At 63.7% G+C, this 18,642-nt stretch carries 13 protein-coding genes and 1 pseudogene; 9 read left to right on the top strand and 5 right to left on the bottom strand.

Features of this window, described 5'->3' with window-relative positions; all coding sequences use genetic code 11:
- Window positions 1–56 precede the first annotated feature (56 nt).
- The 3 genes from NYR97_RS09255 (at window position 57) to NYR97_RS09245 (ending at window position 4,810) form a co-directional block, all read left to right on the top strand.
- A complete protein-coding gene (locus NYR97_RS09255) occupies window positions 57–2,687 on the top strand; it encodes a glycoside hydrolase family 3 protein (protein ID WP_316697650.1) in 2,631 nt (876 codons plus the stop codon).
- 148 nt (window positions 2,688–2,835) lie between these two features.
- Window positions 2,836–4,290, top strand: coding sequence for a mannitol dehydrogenase family protein (locus NYR97_RS09250; RefSeq protein WP_316697649.1), 1,455 nt, complete (start codon window positions 2,836–2,838; stop codon window positions 4,288–4,290).
- A 43-nt stretch (window positions 4,291–4,333) separates the two neighbouring features.
- Window positions 4,334–4,810 carry a DUF6265 family protein gene (locus NYR97_RS09245; protein ID WP_205392974.1) on the top strand — a complete coding sequence of 159 codons (477 nt, stop codon included), beginning with the start codon at window positions 4,334–4,336 and terminating at the stop codon, window positions 4,808–4,810.
- 57 nt (window positions 4,811–4,867) lie between these two features.
- On the opposite strand, the gene NYR97_RS09240 is transcribed toward NYR97_RS09245, so the two are convergent.
- A complete protein-coding gene (locus NYR97_RS09240) occupies window positions 4,868–5,254 on the bottom strand; it encodes a bleomycin resistance protein (RefSeq protein ID WP_316697648.1) in 387 nt (128 codons plus the stop codon).
- A 371-nt stretch (window positions 5,255–5,625) separates the two neighbouring features.
- Here NYR97_RS09240 and NYR97_RS09235 point away from each other — a divergent pair, with 371 nt between their 5' ends.
- From NYR97_RS09235 to NYR97_RS09210, 6 genes are all read left to right on the top strand, one after another.
- Entirely contained in the window at window positions 5,626–6,015 is a 390-nt protein-coding gene (locus NYR97_RS09235; RefSeq protein WP_316697647.1) for a SymE family type I addiction module toxin, read from the top strand.
- Between the two features lie 219 nt (window positions 6,016–6,234).
- Window positions 6,235–6,393, top strand: a complete 159-nt coding sequence (locus NYR97_RS09230; protein ID WP_316697646.1) for a DUF2256 domain-containing protein — start codon at window positions 6,235–6,237, stop codon at window positions 6,391–6,393.
- Window positions 6,394–6,627: 234 nt separating this feature from the next.
- On the top strand, window positions 6,628–7,632 hold the full coding sequence (locus tag NYR97_RS09225; RefSeq protein WP_316697645.1) for a 2-hydroxyacid dehydrogenase: 1,005 nt from the start codon (window positions 6,628–6,630) through the stop codon (window positions 7,630–7,632).
- Between the two features lie 38 nt (window positions 7,633–7,670).
- Window positions 7,671–9,293, top strand: a complete 1,623-nt coding sequence (locus NYR97_RS09220; RefSeq protein WP_316697644.1) for an L-lactate permease — start codon at window positions 7,671–7,673, stop codon at window positions 9,291–9,293.
- Window positions 9,294–9,559: 266 nt separating this feature from the next.
- On the top strand, window positions 9,560–10,594 hold the full coding sequence (locus NYR97_RS09215) for a Kelch repeat-containing protein (RefSeq protein ID WP_316697642.1): 1,035 nt from the start codon (window positions 9,560–9,562) through the stop codon (window positions 10,592–10,594).
- Between the two features lie 117 nt (window positions 10,595–10,711).
- On the top strand, window positions 10,712–11,608 hold the full coding sequence (locus NYR97_RS09210; protein WP_205392980.1) for a DUF3800 domain-containing protein: 897 nt from the start codon (window positions 10,712–10,714) through the stop codon (window positions 11,606–11,608).
- Window positions 11,609–11,791: 183 nt separating this feature from the next.
- Here NYR97_RS09210 and NYR97_RS09205 read toward each other — a convergent pair.
- From NYR97_RS09205 to uxaC, 4 genes and pseudogenes are all read right to left on the bottom strand, one after another.
- Window positions 11,792–12,822, bottom strand: a pseudogene (locus NYR97_RS09205) (SMP-30/gluconolactonase/LRE family protein).
- Between the two features lie 76 nt (window positions 12,823–12,898).
- Entirely contained in the window at window positions 12,899–14,083 is a 1,185-nt protein-coding gene (locus NYR97_RS09200; RefSeq protein ID WP_316697641.1) for an endo-1,4-beta-xylanase, read from the bottom strand.
- 239 nt (window positions 14,084–14,322) lie between these two features.
- The gene (gene galB, locus NYR97_RS09195) at window positions 14,323–17,001 is read right to left on the bottom strand and encodes a beta-galactosidase GalB (protein WP_425613051.1); all 2,679 of its coding nucleotides are present in this window, start codon (window positions 16,999–17,001) and stop codon (window positions 14,323–14,325) included.
- A 184-nt stretch (window positions 17,002–17,185) separates the two neighbouring features.
- Window positions 17,186–18,607: a glucuronate isomerase gene (uxaC, locus tag NYR97_RS09190; protein ID WP_316697640.1), complete on the bottom strand. Its 1,422-nt coding sequence runs from the start codon at window positions 18,605–18,607 to the stop codon at window positions 17,186–17,188.
- Window positions 18,608–18,642: the final 35 nt, after the last annotated feature.

Below are 18,642 nucleotides of genomic sequence, written 5' to 3'. Positions count from 1 at the left end.
TGCATTCGCACTTCGCTCCATCGGTTGCTCGCACACCCCGTGCACGCGCACACCCCATGCTGCTGGCGATTGCAGTTGCCGCAACCACTGCGCAGGCCGCAACACCACCGCCGTATCTGGACACGCAACGCCCCTTCGACGCGCGCGCTGCCGATCTGGTGTCGCGCATGACGCTGGAAGAAAAAGCCGCGCAGATGCAGAACGCCGCCCCGGCGATCCCGCGCCTGCAGGTGCCCGAATACGATTGGTGGAACGAAGCGCTGCACGGCGTGGCACGTGCCGGCGGCGCGACTGTATTTCCGCAGGCGATTGGCCTGGCGGCCACCTTCGACACGCCGTTGATGGCCGAGGTGGCCACCGCCATCGGCGACGAAGCGCGCGCCAAGCACCACGCGTTCCTGGCGCGCGGCGAGCACAAGCGTTACCAGGGCCTCACCTTCTGGTCGCCCAACATCAACATCTTCCGCGACCCGCGCTGGGGCCGCGGGCAGGAAACCTATGGCGAAGATCCGTTCCTCACCGCGCGCATGGGCGTGACCTTCGTACAAGGTCTGCAGGCGCAGCAGGGCCCGTATCGCAAGCTCGATGCAACCGCCAAACACTTCGCCGTGCACAGCGGGCCGGAGGCCGACCGTCATCACTTCGATGTGCATCCCAGCGAGCGCGATCTGCACGAAACCTATCTGCCTGCATTTCAAGCCCTGGTGCAGGAAGGCAAGGTCGCCGCGGTCATGGGCGCCTACAATCGCGTCAATGGCGAGTCCGCCTCGGCCAGCACGCGGCTGGAAGGCATCCTGCGCCGCGAGTGGGGCTTCGATGGCTACATCGTCAGCGACTGCGCCGCCATCCGCGATATCTGGCAGAACCACAAGATCGTGCCCACGCCCGAAGCTGCTGCCGCACTCGGCGTCAAACACGGCACCGATCTGGATTGCGGCGACACCTATGCCGCGTTGCCGGCCGCAGTGCGTGCCGGTTTGATCGACGAAGCCACCATCGATACCGCGCTCAAGCGCCTGATGACCACACGCATGCGGCTGGGCATGTTCGACCCGCCCGCCAAGGTGCCGTGGGCGCAGATTCCCGCCTCGGCCAATCAATCGCCGCAGCACGATGCACTGGCGCGCCGCACTGCGCGCGAATCGCTGGTGCTGCTGAAGAACGACGGCGTGTTGCCGCTCAAGCCCACACTCAAGCGCATCGCCGTGGTCGGCCCCACCGCCGACGACCCGATGTCGCTGCTGGGCAACTACTACGGCACGCCGGCCGCGCCGGTCACCATCCTGCAAGGCATCCGCGACGCCGCACCGCAGGCGCAAGTGATCTACGCGCGCGGCAGCGATCTGGTGGAGGGACGCGAAGACCCCAACGCCGCCGCACCGATCGACACGCGCTATCTGCGTCCGGCCGCTGGCGCAACGCAGAACGGGTTGACCGGTGAATACTTCAAAGGCCGCGCATTGGCCGGCACGCCGGTACTGACCCGCATCGACCCGCGTATCGCCTTCCGTTGGGATCGCAACGCCCCCACCGACGATGCGGTGGGCCGTGGCGAATTGCATGCCGACCGCGCACTCGACAAGGACGACTTCAGCGTGCGCTGGCATGGCCAGCTGCTGCCGCCGGTCTCGGGCACCTACGAGTTGCAGATCGCCGCCGACGATGGCGTGCGCCTGTCTCTGGACGGCAAGCTGCTCATCGATCAATGGAGCGAGGCTCCGCGCATGCGCGGCGGCAACGCCAGCGTCGCGCTGGAGGGCGGCAAGGCCTACGACTTGCGCGTGGAATACTTCGAGGCCACCCGCGATGCCGGCGTGCGGCTGGCCTGGCGCATGCCCGGCGCCAAACCACCGCTGCAGGAAGCGGTGGACGCCGCACGCAATGCCGAGGTGGTGGTGTTCGTCGGCGGCCTCACCGGCGATGTCGAAGGCGAGGAGATGGACGTCAACTATCCCGGCTTTGCCGGCGGCGACCGCACCGACACCCGCCTGCCCAAACCGCAGCGCGAGCTGCTGCAGGCACTGCAGGCCACCGGCACGCCGGTGGTTGCGGTGCTGACCACCGGCTCGGCGCTGGCGATCGACTGGGCGCAACAACATGTGCCCGCCATCCTGCTGGCCTGGTACCCCGGCCAACGCGGCGGCAGCGCAGTGGGCGATGTGCTGTTCGGCCAGGCCAGTCCCGGCGGCCGCCTGCCGGTCACCTTCTACAAGGAAGCCGAGCGCCTGCCCGCCTTCGACGACTACGCCATGCGCGGCCGCACCTATCGCTATTTCCAGGGCAAGCCGCTGTACCCGTTCGGGCACGGCCTGTCGTACACGCAATTCGCCTATTCGGACCTGCGCCTGGATCGCAGCACTGTCGCTGCCGATGGCACGCTTACCGCCACGGTCATGCTGAAGAACACCGGCCAACGCGCAGGCGATGAAGTGGTGCAGCTGTATCTGCATCCGCTGAAGCCGCAACGCGAACGCGCCATCAAGGAACTCCACGGCTTCCAACGCATCACCCTGCAACCAGGCGAACAGCGGCAACTGCGCTTCACTATCAAGCCGCAAGACGCCCTACGCATCTACGACGACCAACGCAAAACCTACGCAGTGGACCCTGGCGCCTACGAGGTCCAGATCGGCGCCTCAAGCGCTGACATCCGCAGCAAACAACGCCTCAACGTCACCGACGACTAGCGCCTTTCAAAGCGCCTCGCCCTGCGGACGTGGGCAAAGAAACCCTCCGGCCGCGATTGCCCTAAGCCCCTCTCCCCTCGGGAGAGGGGTTGGGGTGAGGGTACGGCGCAGGCGATTCCCCAAACATCCCTAATGCGCAGACACCACGATGCACGCCCCACGTCTTTCGCTCGACACCCTTGCCACCCTGCCGCCAGTAGTTTTAACGCCCGCTTATGGCACAGCTGCAACCACCATCGGCATCGTCCACCTAGGCGCAGGCGCCTTCCACCGCGCCCACCAGGCCGTCTACATCGACGATCTGCTCGCCCATGACCCCACCTGGGCCATCTGCGCCGTCTCGCTACACAGCCCAACGGTGCGCGACGCCCTACGCCCACAAGACGGCCTTTACACCCTTGCCCTGCTCGACGAACACCCGCAACTGCGCATCATCGCCTCCATCCGCGAAGTGCTGTGCGCCGCGGACGAACAAGCTGCGGTGCTCGCACGTATCGCCGACCCCGCCGTGCGTCTGGTCACCCTCACCATCACCGAAAAAGGCTATTGCCTCGCAGGCGACACGCTCGACCTCGCACACCCAGACATCGCGCATGACATCGCCCACCCGGCCACGCCGCGTAGCGCCATCGGCTATCTCGTCGCCGGCCTGCAGCAGCGCAGGCAGCAAGGCACCGCGCCGTTCACCGTCCTCAGTTGCGACAACCTGCCAGACAACGGCAACCTGCTACGCCGCGCGGTGTTGCTGCTCGCACAGCAGAACGATCCCGCGCTTGCGGGTTGGATCGACCGGCACGTCAGCTTCCCGCGCTCGATGGTCGACAGCATCACCCCCGCCACCGACGACGCGCTGCGTACGCAGGTCCACGCGCAAACCGGTCTGCACGACGCCTGGCCGATTCAACGCGAGCGTTACACCCAGTGGGTGATCGAAGACCGCTTCTGCAACGGCCGCCCCGCCTTCGAACGCGCAGGCGTGATTCTCAGCGACGATATCGCCGGCCACGCACGCGCCAAACTGCGCCTGCTCAACGGCCCACACTCCGCGCTCGCCTATCTCGGCAGCCTGCTCGATCTGGAAACGGTCGCAGACGCCATGCGTCACCCGCAACTGGCCGCCTTTGTCGAAACCCTGATGCGCGAGGACATCGCCCCCACCCTGCAACCGATGCAAGGCTTCGACCCGCAGCACTACTGCGACGCCATCCTGGCCCGCTTCCGCAACCCTGCCATCCGCCACCTGCTCGCCCAGATCGCCTGGGACGGCTCGCAGAAGATCCCCGTACGTTTGCTCACCGCCATCGGCGATGCACTGGCTGCCGGGCGACGGATCGACCGGCTATGCCTGCCGGTCGCAGCGTGGTTGCACTTCGTGCGCAGGCAGGCACGTAATGGCGTGACCTTGAGCGATCCGTTGGGCGAGGTGCTGAGCAAGATCGGGCGCGACGCAACCGGCGATGCCATCCACGACGTGGCAGCGTTTCTCACTCTCGACGCCGTATTTGCTCCGCTCTCTGGCGATGCGCGCTTTGTGGAGGCATTACAGCACGCATATGCCGCGCTGCATGCCGGAAGTCCAGCAGACGTGCAAAGGTTGCTGTAGAAGCTGAGTTAGAACGGATGCTCCACACACTGGATCCATACACATGCGCTACTCAAACAGCCTCTTGCTGGCCGCTGCAATCGCATTCGCCCAAACTGCCCAAGCATCTTCAAGTGATGCGCTCAAGGATGTTGACTGGCTTGCAGGATGCTGGCGCGCAGAGAATCAAGAAAAAGGATCGATAGAGCACTGGATGTCACCTGCGGGCGGGACCATGCTTGGCATGAGTCGTACGGTGCGGGGCGGAAAGACGGTGCAGTTCGAGTTCATGCGCTTGCAGCTGGGTGGCAGTGGGCAGCTGGAGTTCGTGGCGTTGCCATCTGGACAAGCCGAAACGACATTCAAACTGTCCAAATCTGGCCAGAACTTCGTCTCCTTCCAAGCACCGAATCACGATTTCCCGGAGCAGGTGTCCTACCAAGAACTGGCAAAGGGGCGTATGCAAGCCCGCATCGAAGGCACTGTGGAAGGACAGCCGCGCACCATCGATTTCACCTTCAAGCGGGTGCCGTGTAAGTAGCTCCGTGGCCCTGCTTACGCATGACTCCCTTTCGTCCTGCCAGGCCTTGCCATCGAGTCAGGTCTTGATCACTTGACCCACCCGGATCAAGTTGCCGTTCTCATCGACAATCGCGAACTCCCGCATCCCCCAAGGCTTGTCCCCGACAGGATCCAGCCGTGGAATGCCATGTGCCGCAAGTCCAGCGGCACGCATGGCGGCATAGACCGCATCGACATCGCCAACCCGGATGTAACACCCCGCATAGCAGGCAGCAGGATCGAGGTCCGGGTGCGCGAAGAAGTGCAGTTCGACGTCACCGCGCGTCAGGATCGCGTATCCCGCATCGTGCGGATGCGCGTCGCCGACAAAGCCAAGCCGTCGATAGAAGGCGACCGTGCGTTCGATTGAGCGGCCTGGTAGCAGTGGAATCGTACGGTCTGGTGCTGCGGCACTGGAAGTCATCGCTTTCTCGTATTGGGATAACGAAGTCGTCTTTGGGTGTAACGATACGCCACATCAAAGGGATCGGTTGAAAGCCGTGTCGTCATGTATTGACTCGGTCCATCGGCGAGTAGCAAGATCCCTTTGCTGCGGCACATTCCGCAGCCGGATTTGACAGTCCGAAACCACAAGGCGCACCAGCGCCCATTGCACGATGTCGGCGCTTTTTCTTTGCACGATGTCTGCGCGGGGAGCGTGCCCGCTCTATGGCGGGCGGTGTGCGGAGACCGAAAGGTCTGCCGGTACCTTGTGGCCGGTCTGTCAACCGCATGCCGTCCGCCACCTCGATTGACAGCGATGCGGCGGACTTCCTATCGCACAAGGAGTTCGATATGACACGTCCCAAAGCGACAGCCCGTGCAAGCTCTGCATCGCCCGCCAAACGCGCCTCCGTTGTGCGCAAGACTGCAAAGCAGAGTTCGGTCTTCACCAGCACTACCGATGAGACATCGATCGATCCATCGCTTGCGCCTACACCGCCCTTACGCAAGCCGTACTTCCGCATCCCGGACCAGGTCACCATGAGCCGCCAGCACTACAACGTGCGGCGCGCCGAAGATGTGGTTGGCTGCGCGGTACCCAAGCTGCGGTTGTCCGGGCGTTGGTTGGAGCAATGCGGTTTTGCTGTCGGCGATGCGCTGCGGGTCACGGTGGGGCGTGGCATGTTGTTGATCAGCCGCGTGGCGCCCGCTATTGCTGCGGTAAGACCGCGCAGAAGGTGACGCGCTTTGAGCGCGCGCGCGTATCCGGCGCGTTGCGCCCCTTCTCCCGTGCAAGGGAGAAGGGGAACTGTCTGTGATGGCGCAAATGGCAGAAAGTTAGCTGCGTTATGTTTGAGCGGCTTGAGACCTGCGCAGCTAAGAAGCTACGCCACGTCGCTCAACATGACATGCTTGGCTCACCCTTGCTCCCGTCCATGTTCCGTCAGGTGTGAAGCCCGCATGGCCATGCGCAAGAAACACGAGTTGCCGGAAAAACCCTGCATGCACTGCGGGCGGCCGTTCCGTTGGCGCAAGAAGTGGGAACGCGTGTGGGACGAGGTGAAGTACTGTTCCGACCGTTGCCGTAGCGAGAGCAAGCGGACGCGTCCGGCTCCATGACCAACGCGGGCTATTGATCGCCGATCAATAGCCCGCGCGGCACCGCTACCAGGCCGGTTCGCAGATGAGCATTCACCTAGTGTTGGAACTCGATATACAGGGGCGAAGCTCAGTCCCAGGCTGACTTCATGCGGCCGCTTGAGCTAACCGTGTCTGCACTGGTTGGCGAAACGCGGTGCAAGACGCGTGGCGGCTGGTGAGCTACCGTGTTCTCGCACCTATGGAGTTCTCTGCATGAAAATGGCTGTCTTCAGCACGCGCCCTTACGACAAGCGATTTCTCGAAGAAGCGAAACTGCGCTTGAGAGAGGACTCCACAGCCGAGTTCGTTTACTTCGAAGCATCGCTCGATCTGCAGACCGCAACGCTGGCGCAGGGCTGCGAAGCAGTCTGCGTATTCGTCAACGATCAACTGGATGCACCTGTGCTGCAGGCGCTGCACGCGATGGGCGTGCGCGCGGTACTGCTGCGCTGCGCCGGCTTCAACAACATCGACCTTGTCACCGCTAAGGCGCTGGATTTGTTCGTCGCACGCGTGCCGGCCTACTCGCCCGAAGCAGTGGCCGAGCACACCCTGGCACTGGTCATGACGCTCAACCGCCAGACGCACCGTGCCTACAACCGCGTGCGCGAGGGCAATTTCATGCTCAATGGCCTGCTCGGCCGCACCTTGCACGGCAAGACGGTGGGCCTGGTCGGGCTGGGCAAGATCGGGCTGGCGACTGCGCGTATTTTCCAGGGGATGGGCTGCGATGTGCTGGGCTACGATCCCTATCCCACGCCTGGCTTCGAGACACTCGGGCAGCGGGTCGAACTGGAGACGCTGCTCGCACGCGCGGATATCGTCTCGCTGCACTGCCCGCTGACGCCGGCAACGCAACACCTGATCGATGACGCAGCGCTGACCTCGATGAAGCCCGGCGCGATGCTGGTCAACACCTCGCGTGGCGGGCTGGTGGATACCGATGCGGTGATCCGCGCGCTCAAGTCCCGCCAGCTCGGTCATCTGGCCATCGATGTCTACGAGCAGGAAAGCGCCCTGTTCTTTCAGGACCGCTCCGGCGAGATCATCGACGACGATGTGTTTCAACGCCTGATGACCTTCCCCAATGTCTTGGTGACCGGGCACCAGGGATTCTTCACCGCCGAAGCGCTGCAGGAGATCTCCGAAATCACCCTGCGCAACCTCGCTGATTTCGCTGCGGGCACTGCGTGCGCGAATCTTGTTCCGGCACCTTAGCGTCACCTTTTCCGCTCACCACCCGCGCAGGCCCGACCATGTGGCAACAACTCTACGACCCGCTCGGTAACGCCAACCTCTCGGCCTTGCTGGCTGCCTTGCCGGTGGTGTTCTTTCTGTTGGCGCTGACGGTACTGCGGCTCAAGGGGCTGACTGCTGCGTCCCTGGCGGTGCTGGTCTCGGTGGCGGTGTCGTCGCTGGTGTTCGGCATGCCGATGGGAAGCATCGTGGGCGCCGCGCTGCTGGGGATTGCCAACGGCATCTTCCCGATCGGCTTCATCGTGCTGATGGCGGTGTGGCTGTACAAGCTGGCGATCCGCAGCGGCAAGTTCGAGGTGATCCGCGGCAGCATCGCCACGGTGTCCGAAGACCAACGCATCCAGGTGTTGCTGATCGCGTTCTGCTTCGGCGGATTTCTGGAAGGCGCTGCAGGCTTCGGCGTGCCGATTGCCATCTGCGCGGCACTGCTGGTGGAGTTGGGCTTCCGTCCGCTCAAGGCAGCGATGTTGTGCCTGCTGGCCAACGGCGCGGCGGGCGCCTACGGTGCGATCGGCATCCCGGTGCTGGTCGGCGCGCAGCAGGGCGGCGTGCGCCTGGACGAGATGTCGCTGATGCTGATCGCGCTGGTGCAGGTCTGTGCAGTGTTCGTGCCTGCGGGGCTGGTGGCGATGCTCGATGGCTGGCGTGGCGTGCGCGAAACCTGGCCGGTGCTACTGTTTGTCGGCGTGGTGTTCAGTGGCGTGCAGACGTTGACCTTGTACCTGCTGGGGCCGGAACTGGTGGACATCCTCGGCCCGCTGGCCGGCATGGGCGGGCTGGCACTCTTCATGCGGTTCTGGCGCCCCAGGCGCATCTACCGCGAGGCGCAGGCACCGCCCTGCTCCACCCAACGCTGGACGCTCAAGCAGGTGCTGCTGGCATGGTCGCCGTTCTACATCCTCACCGGCGCGATCCTGGTGTGGAGTTTGCCGGCCTTCAAGGCGCTGTTTGCCGCAGACGGCGCGCTTGCAGCCACGGTGCTGCATCTGCCCATCGGCCTGCTCGATCAACGCGTGCAGGAAGTTCCGCCACTGGTCGCCAGCGTGCGTACATTGCCTGCGGTGTGGAACGTTGGTTGGCTCAACGCTTCCGGTACCGCAATCCTGATCGCGGCGGTGCTCACGGTGCTGCTCTCGCCGCGCTTGAACCTGCGCTCGGCAGCCGGCGAGTTGGCCCAGTCTGCGAAAGAGATGTGGAAGTCGCTGGCCACCGTGTCGCTGGTGATGGCGGTGGCCTATGTCACCAACTATTCCGGCGCGTCTTCGTCCATCGGCCTGGCCCTGGCGCAGGCTGGCGGCGTGTTCCCGCTGTTGTCGCCGGTGATCGGCTGGATGGGTGTCTTCATCACCGGCTCGGTGGTCAACAGCAATACCTTGTTTGCGCACCTGCAGGCAGTGACGGCAGCGCAGATCGGCGTGCCTGCCGCGTTGCTGGTGGCGGCCAATACCGCCGGCGGCGTGATGGCGAAACTGGTCTCGCCGCAATCGATCGCCATTGCCGCGGCTGCGGTCAAGCTGGTGGGGCAGGAGTCGGCGATCATGCGCACCACCTTGGCCGCAAGTCTTGGGCTGCTTGCGTATGTGTGTCTTTGTACGTGGCTGTTGTCGATGGTGTTGCAGTGAAAGCAGTCGCTGCGTGCCGGCTGGCTGCATTGATTTTTCGAATGCATCGGCACGCTCCTTTTCAGCGCGACGCGTGGGTTGCTTCAAGCGCATGCCATGCTCTGCCTGCCGATACCATCGCCGAGCGATCGGGTACGCGTGTTTTTTGAGTCCGCCATGGCGTGTGCCCAGCTTTTTTTGCTTGAGAAGTCCTGCACGGCCTCGCAGGCTGCCGCATCGCGATACCGATACACTCACTGCACTTCGCACTCAGAGAGCGACCTTCCATGACACCGTCAGCGAACGCATTCCGTGTGGCTGTTCTGTTGCTTGCATCCGCATGCGTGCCTGCGTTTGCCCAGACTGCGGTACATGCGCCTGGAGTGTCGGCGGCGCAATCTGATGCGCAGTGGAAGAGTGTTTCTGGCAAAGGCAAACCGCATGCGCGTCACGAGAACAGCCTGGTCGCCATCGGCGACCGTCTGTACCTGATCGGTGGGCGCGATAATCGGCCCTTGGACATCTTCGATACCAACACGCACCGCTGGTCCAAAGGCAGCCCGCCGCCGCTGGCAGTGAGCCACGCGCAGGCGGTGGTGTCGTCCGGAAAACTCTACTTCGTCGGCGGCCTGACCGGTGACTATCCGGAAGAAGCCGCGCTGACCCACCTGTTGATCTACGACCCTGCCACCGATCGCTGGCAGGTGGGTGCGGAGATCCCGAAGGATCGCCGCCGCGGCGCTGCCGGAACGGTGGAACACGATGGCGTGCTGTACCTGGTCGGCGGCAATACGCGCGGCCACATGAGCGGCTATGTGCCATGGCTGGATGCGTTCGACACGAAAACGCAGCAATGGACGCAACTGGCCGATGCACCACGCGCGCGCGACCATTTTCACGCGGTGGTGATCGATGGCAAGTTGTATGCGGCCGGTGGACGACGCTCGGCGCATGAAAGTGGCAACACCCTGGCGCAGACAATCGGCGAGGTCGATATCTACGACATCGAGCGCGGCACCTGGACTGTCGCCCAGGCTGCGTTACCGACCCCACGCGCGGGCACAGCAGCCATCGCACGCGATGGCCAGCTGCTGGTGATGGGCGGCGAGAGTACGCGCCAGGTCAAGGCGCACGACGAAGTGGAGGCCTACGACCCGGCCACCGCCACCTGGAAGACGCTGCCTGCGTTGCCACAAGGGCGTCACGGCACACAGGCTGCCGCCGTCGACGGCGATCTCTATCTGGTTGCGGGAAGCGCCAATCGGGGTGGCGGGCCGGAGTTGGATGACGCGTTGGTACTGGATGGCCGCCGCCAACCCTAGTCTCTGGAACACTTGTGCCGTGGCAGACGGCCAGCGAGCGGTTTGAACATTGTGTGCCCGGAGATGAGCATCTAATCTGCTTACTCGCTGTTCAATGCATAAGACCAGGGAGTGGTGATGCCGAAACGCGGATCAGACAAGACACGTCCGGTGGTGTCCGGCGTAGAGGGGCAATTTTTGCTCCCTCTTGCGCAAGCAAAGGGCGGAGTAGCGACGCCCCCACCGTTGGCCACTCAAAACGCTCAATACAGTCACTACATCGTTTACGTCGATGAGAGTGGCGACCATGGTCTGGAGACAGTGGACCCGAACTATCCGGTGTTTGTGCTGGCTTTCTGTGTTTTCCACAAAGGGCACTACGCGCAGCACGTGGTTCCTGCCATCGAGTCGTTCAAGTTCCGGCATTTCGGACATGACGTCGTGATTCTTCACGAGCACGAAATCCGCAAGGAAAAAGGACACTTCCGTTTCAATGATCGGTCGGAAAAAATGCTCTTTCTGGATGAACTGACCAGCATCATCGAGGCAAACAATTTCATCCTGATCAGCTGCGTCATCGACAAGACGCGACTCAAGGAACGGGCCCAGATGGGGAACAACCCTTATCACTTGGCGCTGGCATTTTGCCTGGAAACGCTTTTTGAGCTGATGCAGGAAAAGAAGCAGGACGCCGTTCCAACGCACGTGGTGGTCGAATGTCGCGGCAAGAAGGAAGATCGTGATCTGGAGCTTGAATTCAGGCGTATCTGCGATGATGCAAACCGCTGGAGCCGGCCACTTCCTTTCACCCTCGTGTTTGCGGACAAGAAAGCCAATTCTTCTGGCCTGCAATTAGCCGACCTGGTTGCACGTCCCATTGGCCTATCGGTCCTTCGTCCGGATCACGCTAACCGAGCATTCGATGTGCTGCAGCGCAAATTCTTCTGCAAGGACGGCAGGCGCAAGCTGGGAATGAACTACGAAGGCTGGGGCCTGAAGATTTTCCCACCGCCAGAAAGCGAAAAGCCCCGGTGATCTCACCGAGGCTATGACGCCGACCGGGAACCCCCAGTCCACTTGGGTTGCGAGTCTAGGGTTCTAGACCGAGGAATTCAAGGTCAATCCGTTACAGAACGAATCTCGCGGTGGGCATAACGCCCAAGAGAGGCCCTGTCGGCGGAAACGCTCCGTGGCAGAACTGTCTGGCCGCCCGGCAGGCTACTGGGCAAACTGCAAGCCCAGCGCCTTCACCCGCACGCGCGTCAGCATCGCATGCGAGGTCATGTACAGCGTGTGGCCGTCGTTGCCGAAGGCGCAGTTGGAGATCGGCTCGCCGGTTTCGATGCGGCCCAGTCTGCGGCCGTCGGGGGCGAACACGATGACACCGCCGGGGCCGGTGGCGAACAGGTGGCCGTTGGCGGAAACCGCCATGCCGTCGGGCAGGCCGGGGGCATCCTTGGCAACCAGATCGGAGGCATCGGCGAACACGCGCTTGCCGGTCACCGCACCGGTTGCGTCGAGCGCATAAGCCATCCAGATCGGGCGCTGCGGATCGGAGTTGGCTACGTACAAGGTGCGCTCATCGGGCGAGAGCGCGATGCCGTTGGGAAGGCTGAGGCTGTCATCGAGCAGATGCACGCTGCCATCGGTATCCAGGCGATAGACGCCGTTGAAGCGCAGCTCCTTGACCGGCGAATCGTTCATGCCCTTGAGACCGTACGGAGGGTCGGTGAAGAACACCACGCCGTCGCTGCGGCGGACCAGATCGTTGGGGCTGTTGAAGCGGTGGCCTTCGAACTGGGTGGCGAGCGGTGTCTTCTTGCGCGTGGCCGGGTCGAGCCTGGCGACGATGCGCGTGCCGGAATCGGCCAGCAACACAGTGCCGCCCGGTTCGGCGTACAGATCGTTGGCGCCGGCCTCGCGCAAGCTCGCCTGCTCCGGGCCGCTATAGCCGGAGGGCGATAGAAACACCGACAGGCCGGCATCTTCGGACCAACGATAGAGCTTGTTTTCCGGCACGTCGGTGAACAATAGATAGCCGCCGTTGCGCACCCATGCGGGGCCCTCGGACCAGGTGAACCCTTCGGTGAGCTTTTCGATACGCTTGCAATCAGATCGCTGAAGCTGCGATCGAAGGTTTTCAGCTACCCGATCACAGGAAAGCGCGGCGGCGGTGCGTCTTTCTTGGTGCAGGCGGCAAGGATCGCCAGCAACGGAACGGCCAACAACAGATAGGGCGGCAAGCGCATCGGGAAGTCCGGTATCGAAGTCGGGCCATGATGCCACCATGCGTGTGCAGGTCTCCCGCGCAGGCTGGCAACGATGCTAGCGCCCGCCAGCGGCCGCAGGCACCGCCAACACCGCATCCACTGCCGGCTTGGGCTGGTGATCGCGATCGAATAGCAGCGGGTAGTTGGTACGGCCTGGCACCGGGTAATCGTTCTTCCACGACATGCCGTCGGTAACGCCCCAGACGCTGACGCGGGCGAGCTTGTCGCGCTTGCGCCAGAACAGCGCGAACAGTTCGGCATAGCGATCACGCAGTTGCGCCTGCACCTCAGGCGGCAAGCCATCGCGATAGGGGTCGAGAAAGCGCTTGAATTCCGGCAACTGGAACTGCTTGTGCGCAAGCCCGGTGCCGATGACCTGGCCTTCCTTGGTGAGCGGCAGCACATCGACATCCAGCTCGGTGATCATGACCTTGATGCCGAGCGCGGCGTAGGCGTCGATGGCGTCTTCGATATCGCGCACGCTGGGATAGTCGAGCCCCCAGTGTCCTTGCATGCCGACGCCATCGATGCGGATGCCGGCTTGCTGCAGCATCTTGACCATGCGCACGATACCGTCGCGCTTGGCCGGCCGCCAGGCGTTGAAGTCGTTGTAATACAGCTGCGCATCGGGTGCATAACGCTGCGCGAAAGTGAAGGCATTGCGCACCACGGTATCGCCGTCGCCCACGCGCTGCACCCAGTTGGTGGCGCGGTAACTGCCGTCTTCGTCGATGATCTCGTTAACCACGTCCCAGGCCTGCACTTTGCCCACGTAGCGCCCTGCCACGCGTTCGATATGCGCGCGCATGCGCTCCAGCTGCGCGTTCGCCGTGTTGGGTTTGCCCTGCGCGTCGACGAAGAACCAGTCTGGCGTCTGGTTGTGCCAGACCAGGGTGTGGCCGATCACGAACATGTCGCGGCTGCGGCCGTAGGCGACGAAGGCGTCGGCAGCGCTAAAGTCGAACACGCCCGGACGTGGCGCAACCACTTCAGCCTTCATCACGTTTTCGGCTGTGATGGCGTTGAAGTGGCAGGCGACCAGCGCGGAAGAGGCGGCATCCTTGCCGGAGACGATGTCCGCATTGACGGCGGTGCCGATCAGGAAGCCGTCGGCATAGGCACGCTGGAGCGACGTGCTGCGGGTGTCGCAGGCGGCGAAGGCTGGCAGTGCGGCGATGGTGCCGATGGCAGCGAACGCGATGCCCAGGCATGTTGATGCGCGCGTCCTGTTTTCTTGCATGACGGACTTCCTGATCGGATGCGGGTTCTGTGCTCTTCGCGGGTGACAGTGACTGGCAATGCGCGCCAATGCTCGATTGCAGCTTACGTGTGGCCAGCTGCGTTTGAATCCAGCAGCCGAGCTAGCACTATCGGCAGCGCGGTTGCATCGATCGCATCTGCTGGGTGCGAGCACCTCATCGCTATCCGAACGCGACACCTCACATGCACGCCTCACGCAACTGCCAAGCAGCAGATCCATCACTCCACCACCACCTGCGCACTGGCCGCCTGCAAGGTATCGGATTCGACGTGGACCGTGACCGTGCCACGCGCGCCGGCCTTGCCACGCACGATTGCCAGACACAGCCCGTTGAAGGCGTTGCGTTGCGGCGAGACGAACGATTCCAGATCGGTCGGATCGCCGTTGTCGGTGGCAACCAGCTCGCCCGGTCCTTCGATGCGGAAACGCAGACGATCGCCGGCGGTTGGTGCAGGGCGTCCGGCGCGATCGAGCAAGCGCACGGTGACGAAACTCAGATCCTGCCCGTCGCCACGGATGCTGCTGCGGTCTGGCGTCACCTGCATGCGCGCGGCGATGCCGGCGGTCTGCACACGGTCGCTGGCCCAGGGTTTGCCAGCCTTGTAGGCCTGCACGCGCAGCTCGCCGGGCTGATACAGCACATCGTCCCAGCGCAGCCGGTAGTGCAGCGGGCTCTTGCGCTTGCGACCCTGCGACACGCCATTGACGAACAGCTCGGCCTCGTCGCCAGAGGTGAATACATGCACCGGCGTGACCTGGCCCTCGCGACCGGGCCAGCTCCAGTGCGGCAGCAGATGCGCCATCGGCAGGTCGGGGCGCCAACGCGATTGATACAGCCAGTAGCGATCCTTGGGAAAACCGGCCAGATCGAAGATGCCCGAGTAGGAACTGCGCGAGCTGTAGTACGGCGTGGGTTCGCCCAGATAATCGAAGCCGGTCCAGACGAATTCGCCGGCCACATACGGATGCTGGTCCTGCGCAGCGAAGACCTTGTCGGCGCTGGAACCGAAGTCCACTGCATGCAGTTCGTAGGCGCTGACCTGATGCGCGACCGAGTCGCCGCCGCGCCCATCGCGCACCGGTGCGCTGTTATCCTGCGTCACCGGAAACAGATATACGCCACGGCTGCTCAAGGCCGATGCGGTCTCGCTACTGAGAATCGCTTTGTGCGGAAACTTGCCATGGAACGCCGGATACTGCGGCTGTTTGCGGATGCGCTCGGTGCCTGCGAACTCCGGCATGTCGCGAATGCCTTCGCCCTGGTAGTTGAGGCTGATGACATCCAGCGCAGCGGGCAGCGGCATCTCGGGCGAGGCGTAGTTCATCGCCACAGTAGCCGGGCGAGTGGGGTCTTCGTCGTGCACGATGGCATGCAGCGTGCGGGCGATCGCGGCGCCCTGCTCGCCGGTGTATTGCTCACCGACTTCGTTGCCCACGCTCCACAGCATCACCGAGGGATGATTGCGGTCGCGCCGCAGCATCGCGCGCAAGTCGGCTTCGTGCCACTGCGGGAACACCAGGTGGAAATCCAGCGGGGTCTTCTTCATTTCCCAGCTGTCGAACACTTCATCCACCACCAGCAGGCCCATGCGGTCGGTCAACTCCAACAGCTCGGGCGCGGGCGGGTTGTGGCTCATGCGGATGGCGTTGGCGCCCATCTGCTGCAGCAACTGCAGCTGTCGCTCAGCAGCGCGCACATTGAACGCGGCACCCAGCGCGCCGAGATCGTGATGATTGTTCACGCCGCGAATCGGCACATGTTCGCCGTTGACCAGAAGCCCCTTGTCGGCATCGAACACGATGATCCGGATGCCGAACGGTGTGTCATAGCGATCCACCAGGCGCCCGTTCTGGCTGACCTCGGTCACGGCGACATAGCGATGCGGGCGCTGGGTTGGCAGCGGGCCCCAGAGACGTGGGTGGTCGATCTGCGTGCTGCCCTGCACGCGTGCCGTGCCGCCGCCAGCCACGTCAACCCGCACAGGCGCAATGCGTGCAACAGGCTCACCACTGCGCGTGCCATGCACATCATCAAGCACATAGATCGCGGTGCTGACTTGCGCGTGCACATCGCTGCGGGCAGCATTCTCCAGCGTGATCGCCAGCTGCACCTGCGCAGTTTCGGCAGACACCTGCGGCGTGGTCAGCTGCGTACCCCACTGCGCGACATGCAGCGGTGCGGTCTTGGTCAGCCATACGTTGCGATACAGCCCGCCACCCGGATACCAGCGCGCCGAGTCGGGCGGGTTGTCCAGACGAATCGCCAGTTGATTGCGTCCACCGGGCACCACATACGGGGTCAGGTCGACGCGCCAGGAGCTATAGCCATACGGCCAACCGCCGACCAGCTTGCCGTTGAGCCAGACCGTGGCATACGCCATCGCACCATCGAGATCGAGAAACAGCGAGCGCCCGCGATCGCTGGCCGGAATGTTCAGGCGCTTGCGATACCAACCCACGCCCCAGCTCGGCAAGCGCCCCATGCCACCGTAGGGACCATCGGCCAGGAATGGCCCGGCGATCGCCCAATCATGCGGTAGATCCAGTTGCTGCCAACCGCTGTCGTCGAACTGCGGCTGCACGAAGGCCAGCGTACTGCCGGGATGGCCAGGTGGGCGCTTGTGTCGTTGTGCGGGATCTGCAATCAGGTTGTTGGCCGTGGGCAGGATCCACGGCTTGAGCACGCGCACTGCGGCGGCATCGACATGCTGTGCCTGCTCGGGCTGCGCGTCAGCAACCTTGCCGTCTTCACTACGCAGCACGTGCGGACGGACGTCATAGTCCAGGGTTTCGCCAGTGCCTGGGGGATCGCCGCGATGGAAGCGCCATTGCGCATTGAGCGAGACACGCTCGCGTGGCAGTTCGGTAGGCGCCGGTGGTGCTGCCAGCGCGGGCATGACGATGAAGATGCAGAGCATCGCGACATGTGCAAGGCGTGCACAGTGCCCGAAATCGTGCATCAGCGGTGCCTGCCTGCCGGCGCGCGTCATAGCGCAACACCCTTCTGCCATCTATGCACGCACGGCATGTCCGCCCCTCGTGCACACGTGTGGGCGTTGCTGCCTGCTGCCTCGCCCGCCTTCACAGGTGGTAGGCCCGCTTGGGCAAGCGATACGCCAGATCGATCGCCACCTCGACCGCCTCATCTTCATCCAACCGATGCTCGGCGACCAGCTTGGCAAGAAACGCGCTGTCCACGCGCCGCGCCACATCGTGCCGCGCCGGAATCGACAGGAACGCACGCGTATCGTCGTTGAAACCCACGGTGTTGTAGAAGCCGGCGCTGGCCAGGGTCTGCTCGCGGAAGCGCCACATGCCCTCCGGCGCGTCATGAAACCACCACGCCGGCCCGAGCAGCAGCGAGGGGTAATGCCCGGCCAATGGCGCAAGTTCGCGGCTGTAGCTGGTCTCGTCCAGCGTGAACACGATCAGGCGCAGGCGCGGGTCGTTGCCGAATCGGTCCAGCAAGGGCTTGAGCGCATGCACGTAGTCGGTACGCATCGGAATATCGGCGCCCTTGTCACGCCCGAAGGTCTGGAACAGCTGCCGGTTGTGATTGCGGAAGCAACCCGGATGCAGCTGCATCACCAGGCCATCGTCCAGGCTCATCGCCGCCATCTCGGTCAGCACTTGCGCGCGGAACAGTTCGGCCTGCGCGGGTGTCGCCGCACCACGCACAACAGTCGCGAACAAGCGCTGCGCCTCATCCGCCGACAGATCGGCGGTAGCGGCGCTGGGATGCCCGTGGTCGGTCGACGTCGCACCGTGCGCGGCAAAGAACGCGCGGCGCTGCCGGTGCGCACGCAGATAGCCCTGCCAGGTCAGCACATCTTCGCCGGTAAGGGCGCCGAACTGCTGCAGCGCGCCGGCGAACTGTTCGTGTTCGGGGTCGACCACCGGGTCCGGCCGGTACGCGGTAAGCACGCGCCCTTTCCAGCCGCTGTCGCGAATGGCCGCGTGGTGCTGCAGCGTGTCCAGCGGCGATTCGGTGGTGGCGATCACCTCGATATTGAAACGCTCGAACAAGGCACGTGGGCGAAACGCCGGCGTCTGCAAGGCCGCGGTTATGTGGTCGTAGTAGTGATCTGCGGTTCTGGCATCCAGCCGGAAACGCAGATCGAACACGTCGTGGAATACGTGATTGAGCCACAACGCAGATGGCGTGCCGCGCAACAGCGTGTAGTGCTCGGCGAACACACGCCACGCCACGCGTGGATCTACCGCTGCACGCGATCCATCCGCACGCGGAATCCCCAATGCATCCAGTGCGATGCCCTGGCTGTAGAGCATGCGGAACACATAGTGGTCCGGCACCAGCAACAGCTCGGTAGCATTGGCAAACGGCGCATCGGTGGCGAACCATGCCGGGTCGGTATGGCCGTGCGGGCTGATGATCGGCAGCGCGGCGATCTGCCCATACAGGCGGCGCGCAATCGCACGCGTGCCAGGGTCGGCAGGAAAGAGGCGGTCGTCGTGCAGGGTCAGGAGCGAAGGCGTGGACATGGAATCAGGACATCCTGAGAGACGGAGAGCGAAAG

The sequence above is a fragment of the Xanthomonas hydrangeae genome, from assembly GCF_032697525.1.
Taxonomy (GTDB): domain Bacteria; phylum Pseudomonadota; class Gammaproteobacteria; order Xanthomonadales; family Xanthomonadaceae; genus Xanthomonas; species Xanthomonas hydrangeae.
Note: the sequence above shows the minus strand (reverse complement) of the source record. Positions and strands in the feature narration are given on the sequence as shown.

Coding starts and splice junctions, on each gene's coding strand:
- NYR97_RS09230 (WP_316697646.1), top strand. CDS start 6,235: ATGGCCATGCGCAAGAAACACGAGTTGCCGGAAAAACCCTGCATGCAC.
- NYR97_RS09200 (WP_316697641.1), bottom strand. CDS start 14,083: ATGCAAGAAAACAGGACGCGCGCATCAACATGCCTGGGCATCGCGTTC.
- NYR97_RS09245 (WP_205392974.1), top strand. CDS start 4,334: ATGCGCTACTCAAACAGCCTCTTGCTGGCCGCTGCAATCGCATTCGCC.
- uxaC (WP_316697640.1), bottom strand. CDS start 18,607: ATGTCCACGCCTTCGCTCCTGACCCTGCACGACGACCGCCTCTTTCCT.
- NYR97_RS09235 (WP_316697647.1), top strand. CDS start 5,626: ATGACACGTCCCAAAGCGACAGCCCGTGCAAGCTCTGCATCGCCCGCC.
- NYR97_RS09210 (WP_205392980.1), top strand. CDS start 10,712: ATGCCGAAACGCGGATCAGACAAGACACGTCCGGTGGTGTCCGGCGTA.
- NYR97_RS09215 (WP_316697642.1), top strand. CDS start 9,560: ATGACACCGTCAGCGAACGCATTCCGTGTGGCTGTTCTGTTGCTTGCA.
- NYR97_RS09220 (WP_316697644.1), top strand. CDS start 7,671: ATGTGGCAACAACTCTACGACCCGCTCGGTAACGCCAACCTCTCGGCC.
- NYR97_RS09250 (WP_316697649.1), top strand. CDS start 2,836: ATGCACGCCCCACGTCTTTCGCTCGACACCCTTGCCACCCTGCCGCCA.
- NYR97_RS09240 (WP_316697648.1), bottom strand. CDS start 5,254: ATGACTTCCAGTGCCGCAGCACCAGACCGTACGATTCCACTGCTACCA.
- galB (WP_425613051.1), bottom strand. CDS start 17,001: ATGCCCGCGCTGGCAGCACCACCGGCGCCTACCGAACTGCCACGCGAG.
- NYR97_RS09255 (WP_316697650.1), top strand. CDS start 57: ATGCTGCTGGCGATTGCAGTTGCCGCAACCACTGCGCAGGCCGCAACA.
- NYR97_RS09225 (WP_316697645.1), top strand. CDS start 6,628: ATGAAAATGGCTGTCTTCAGCACGCGCCCTTACGACAAGCGATTTCTC.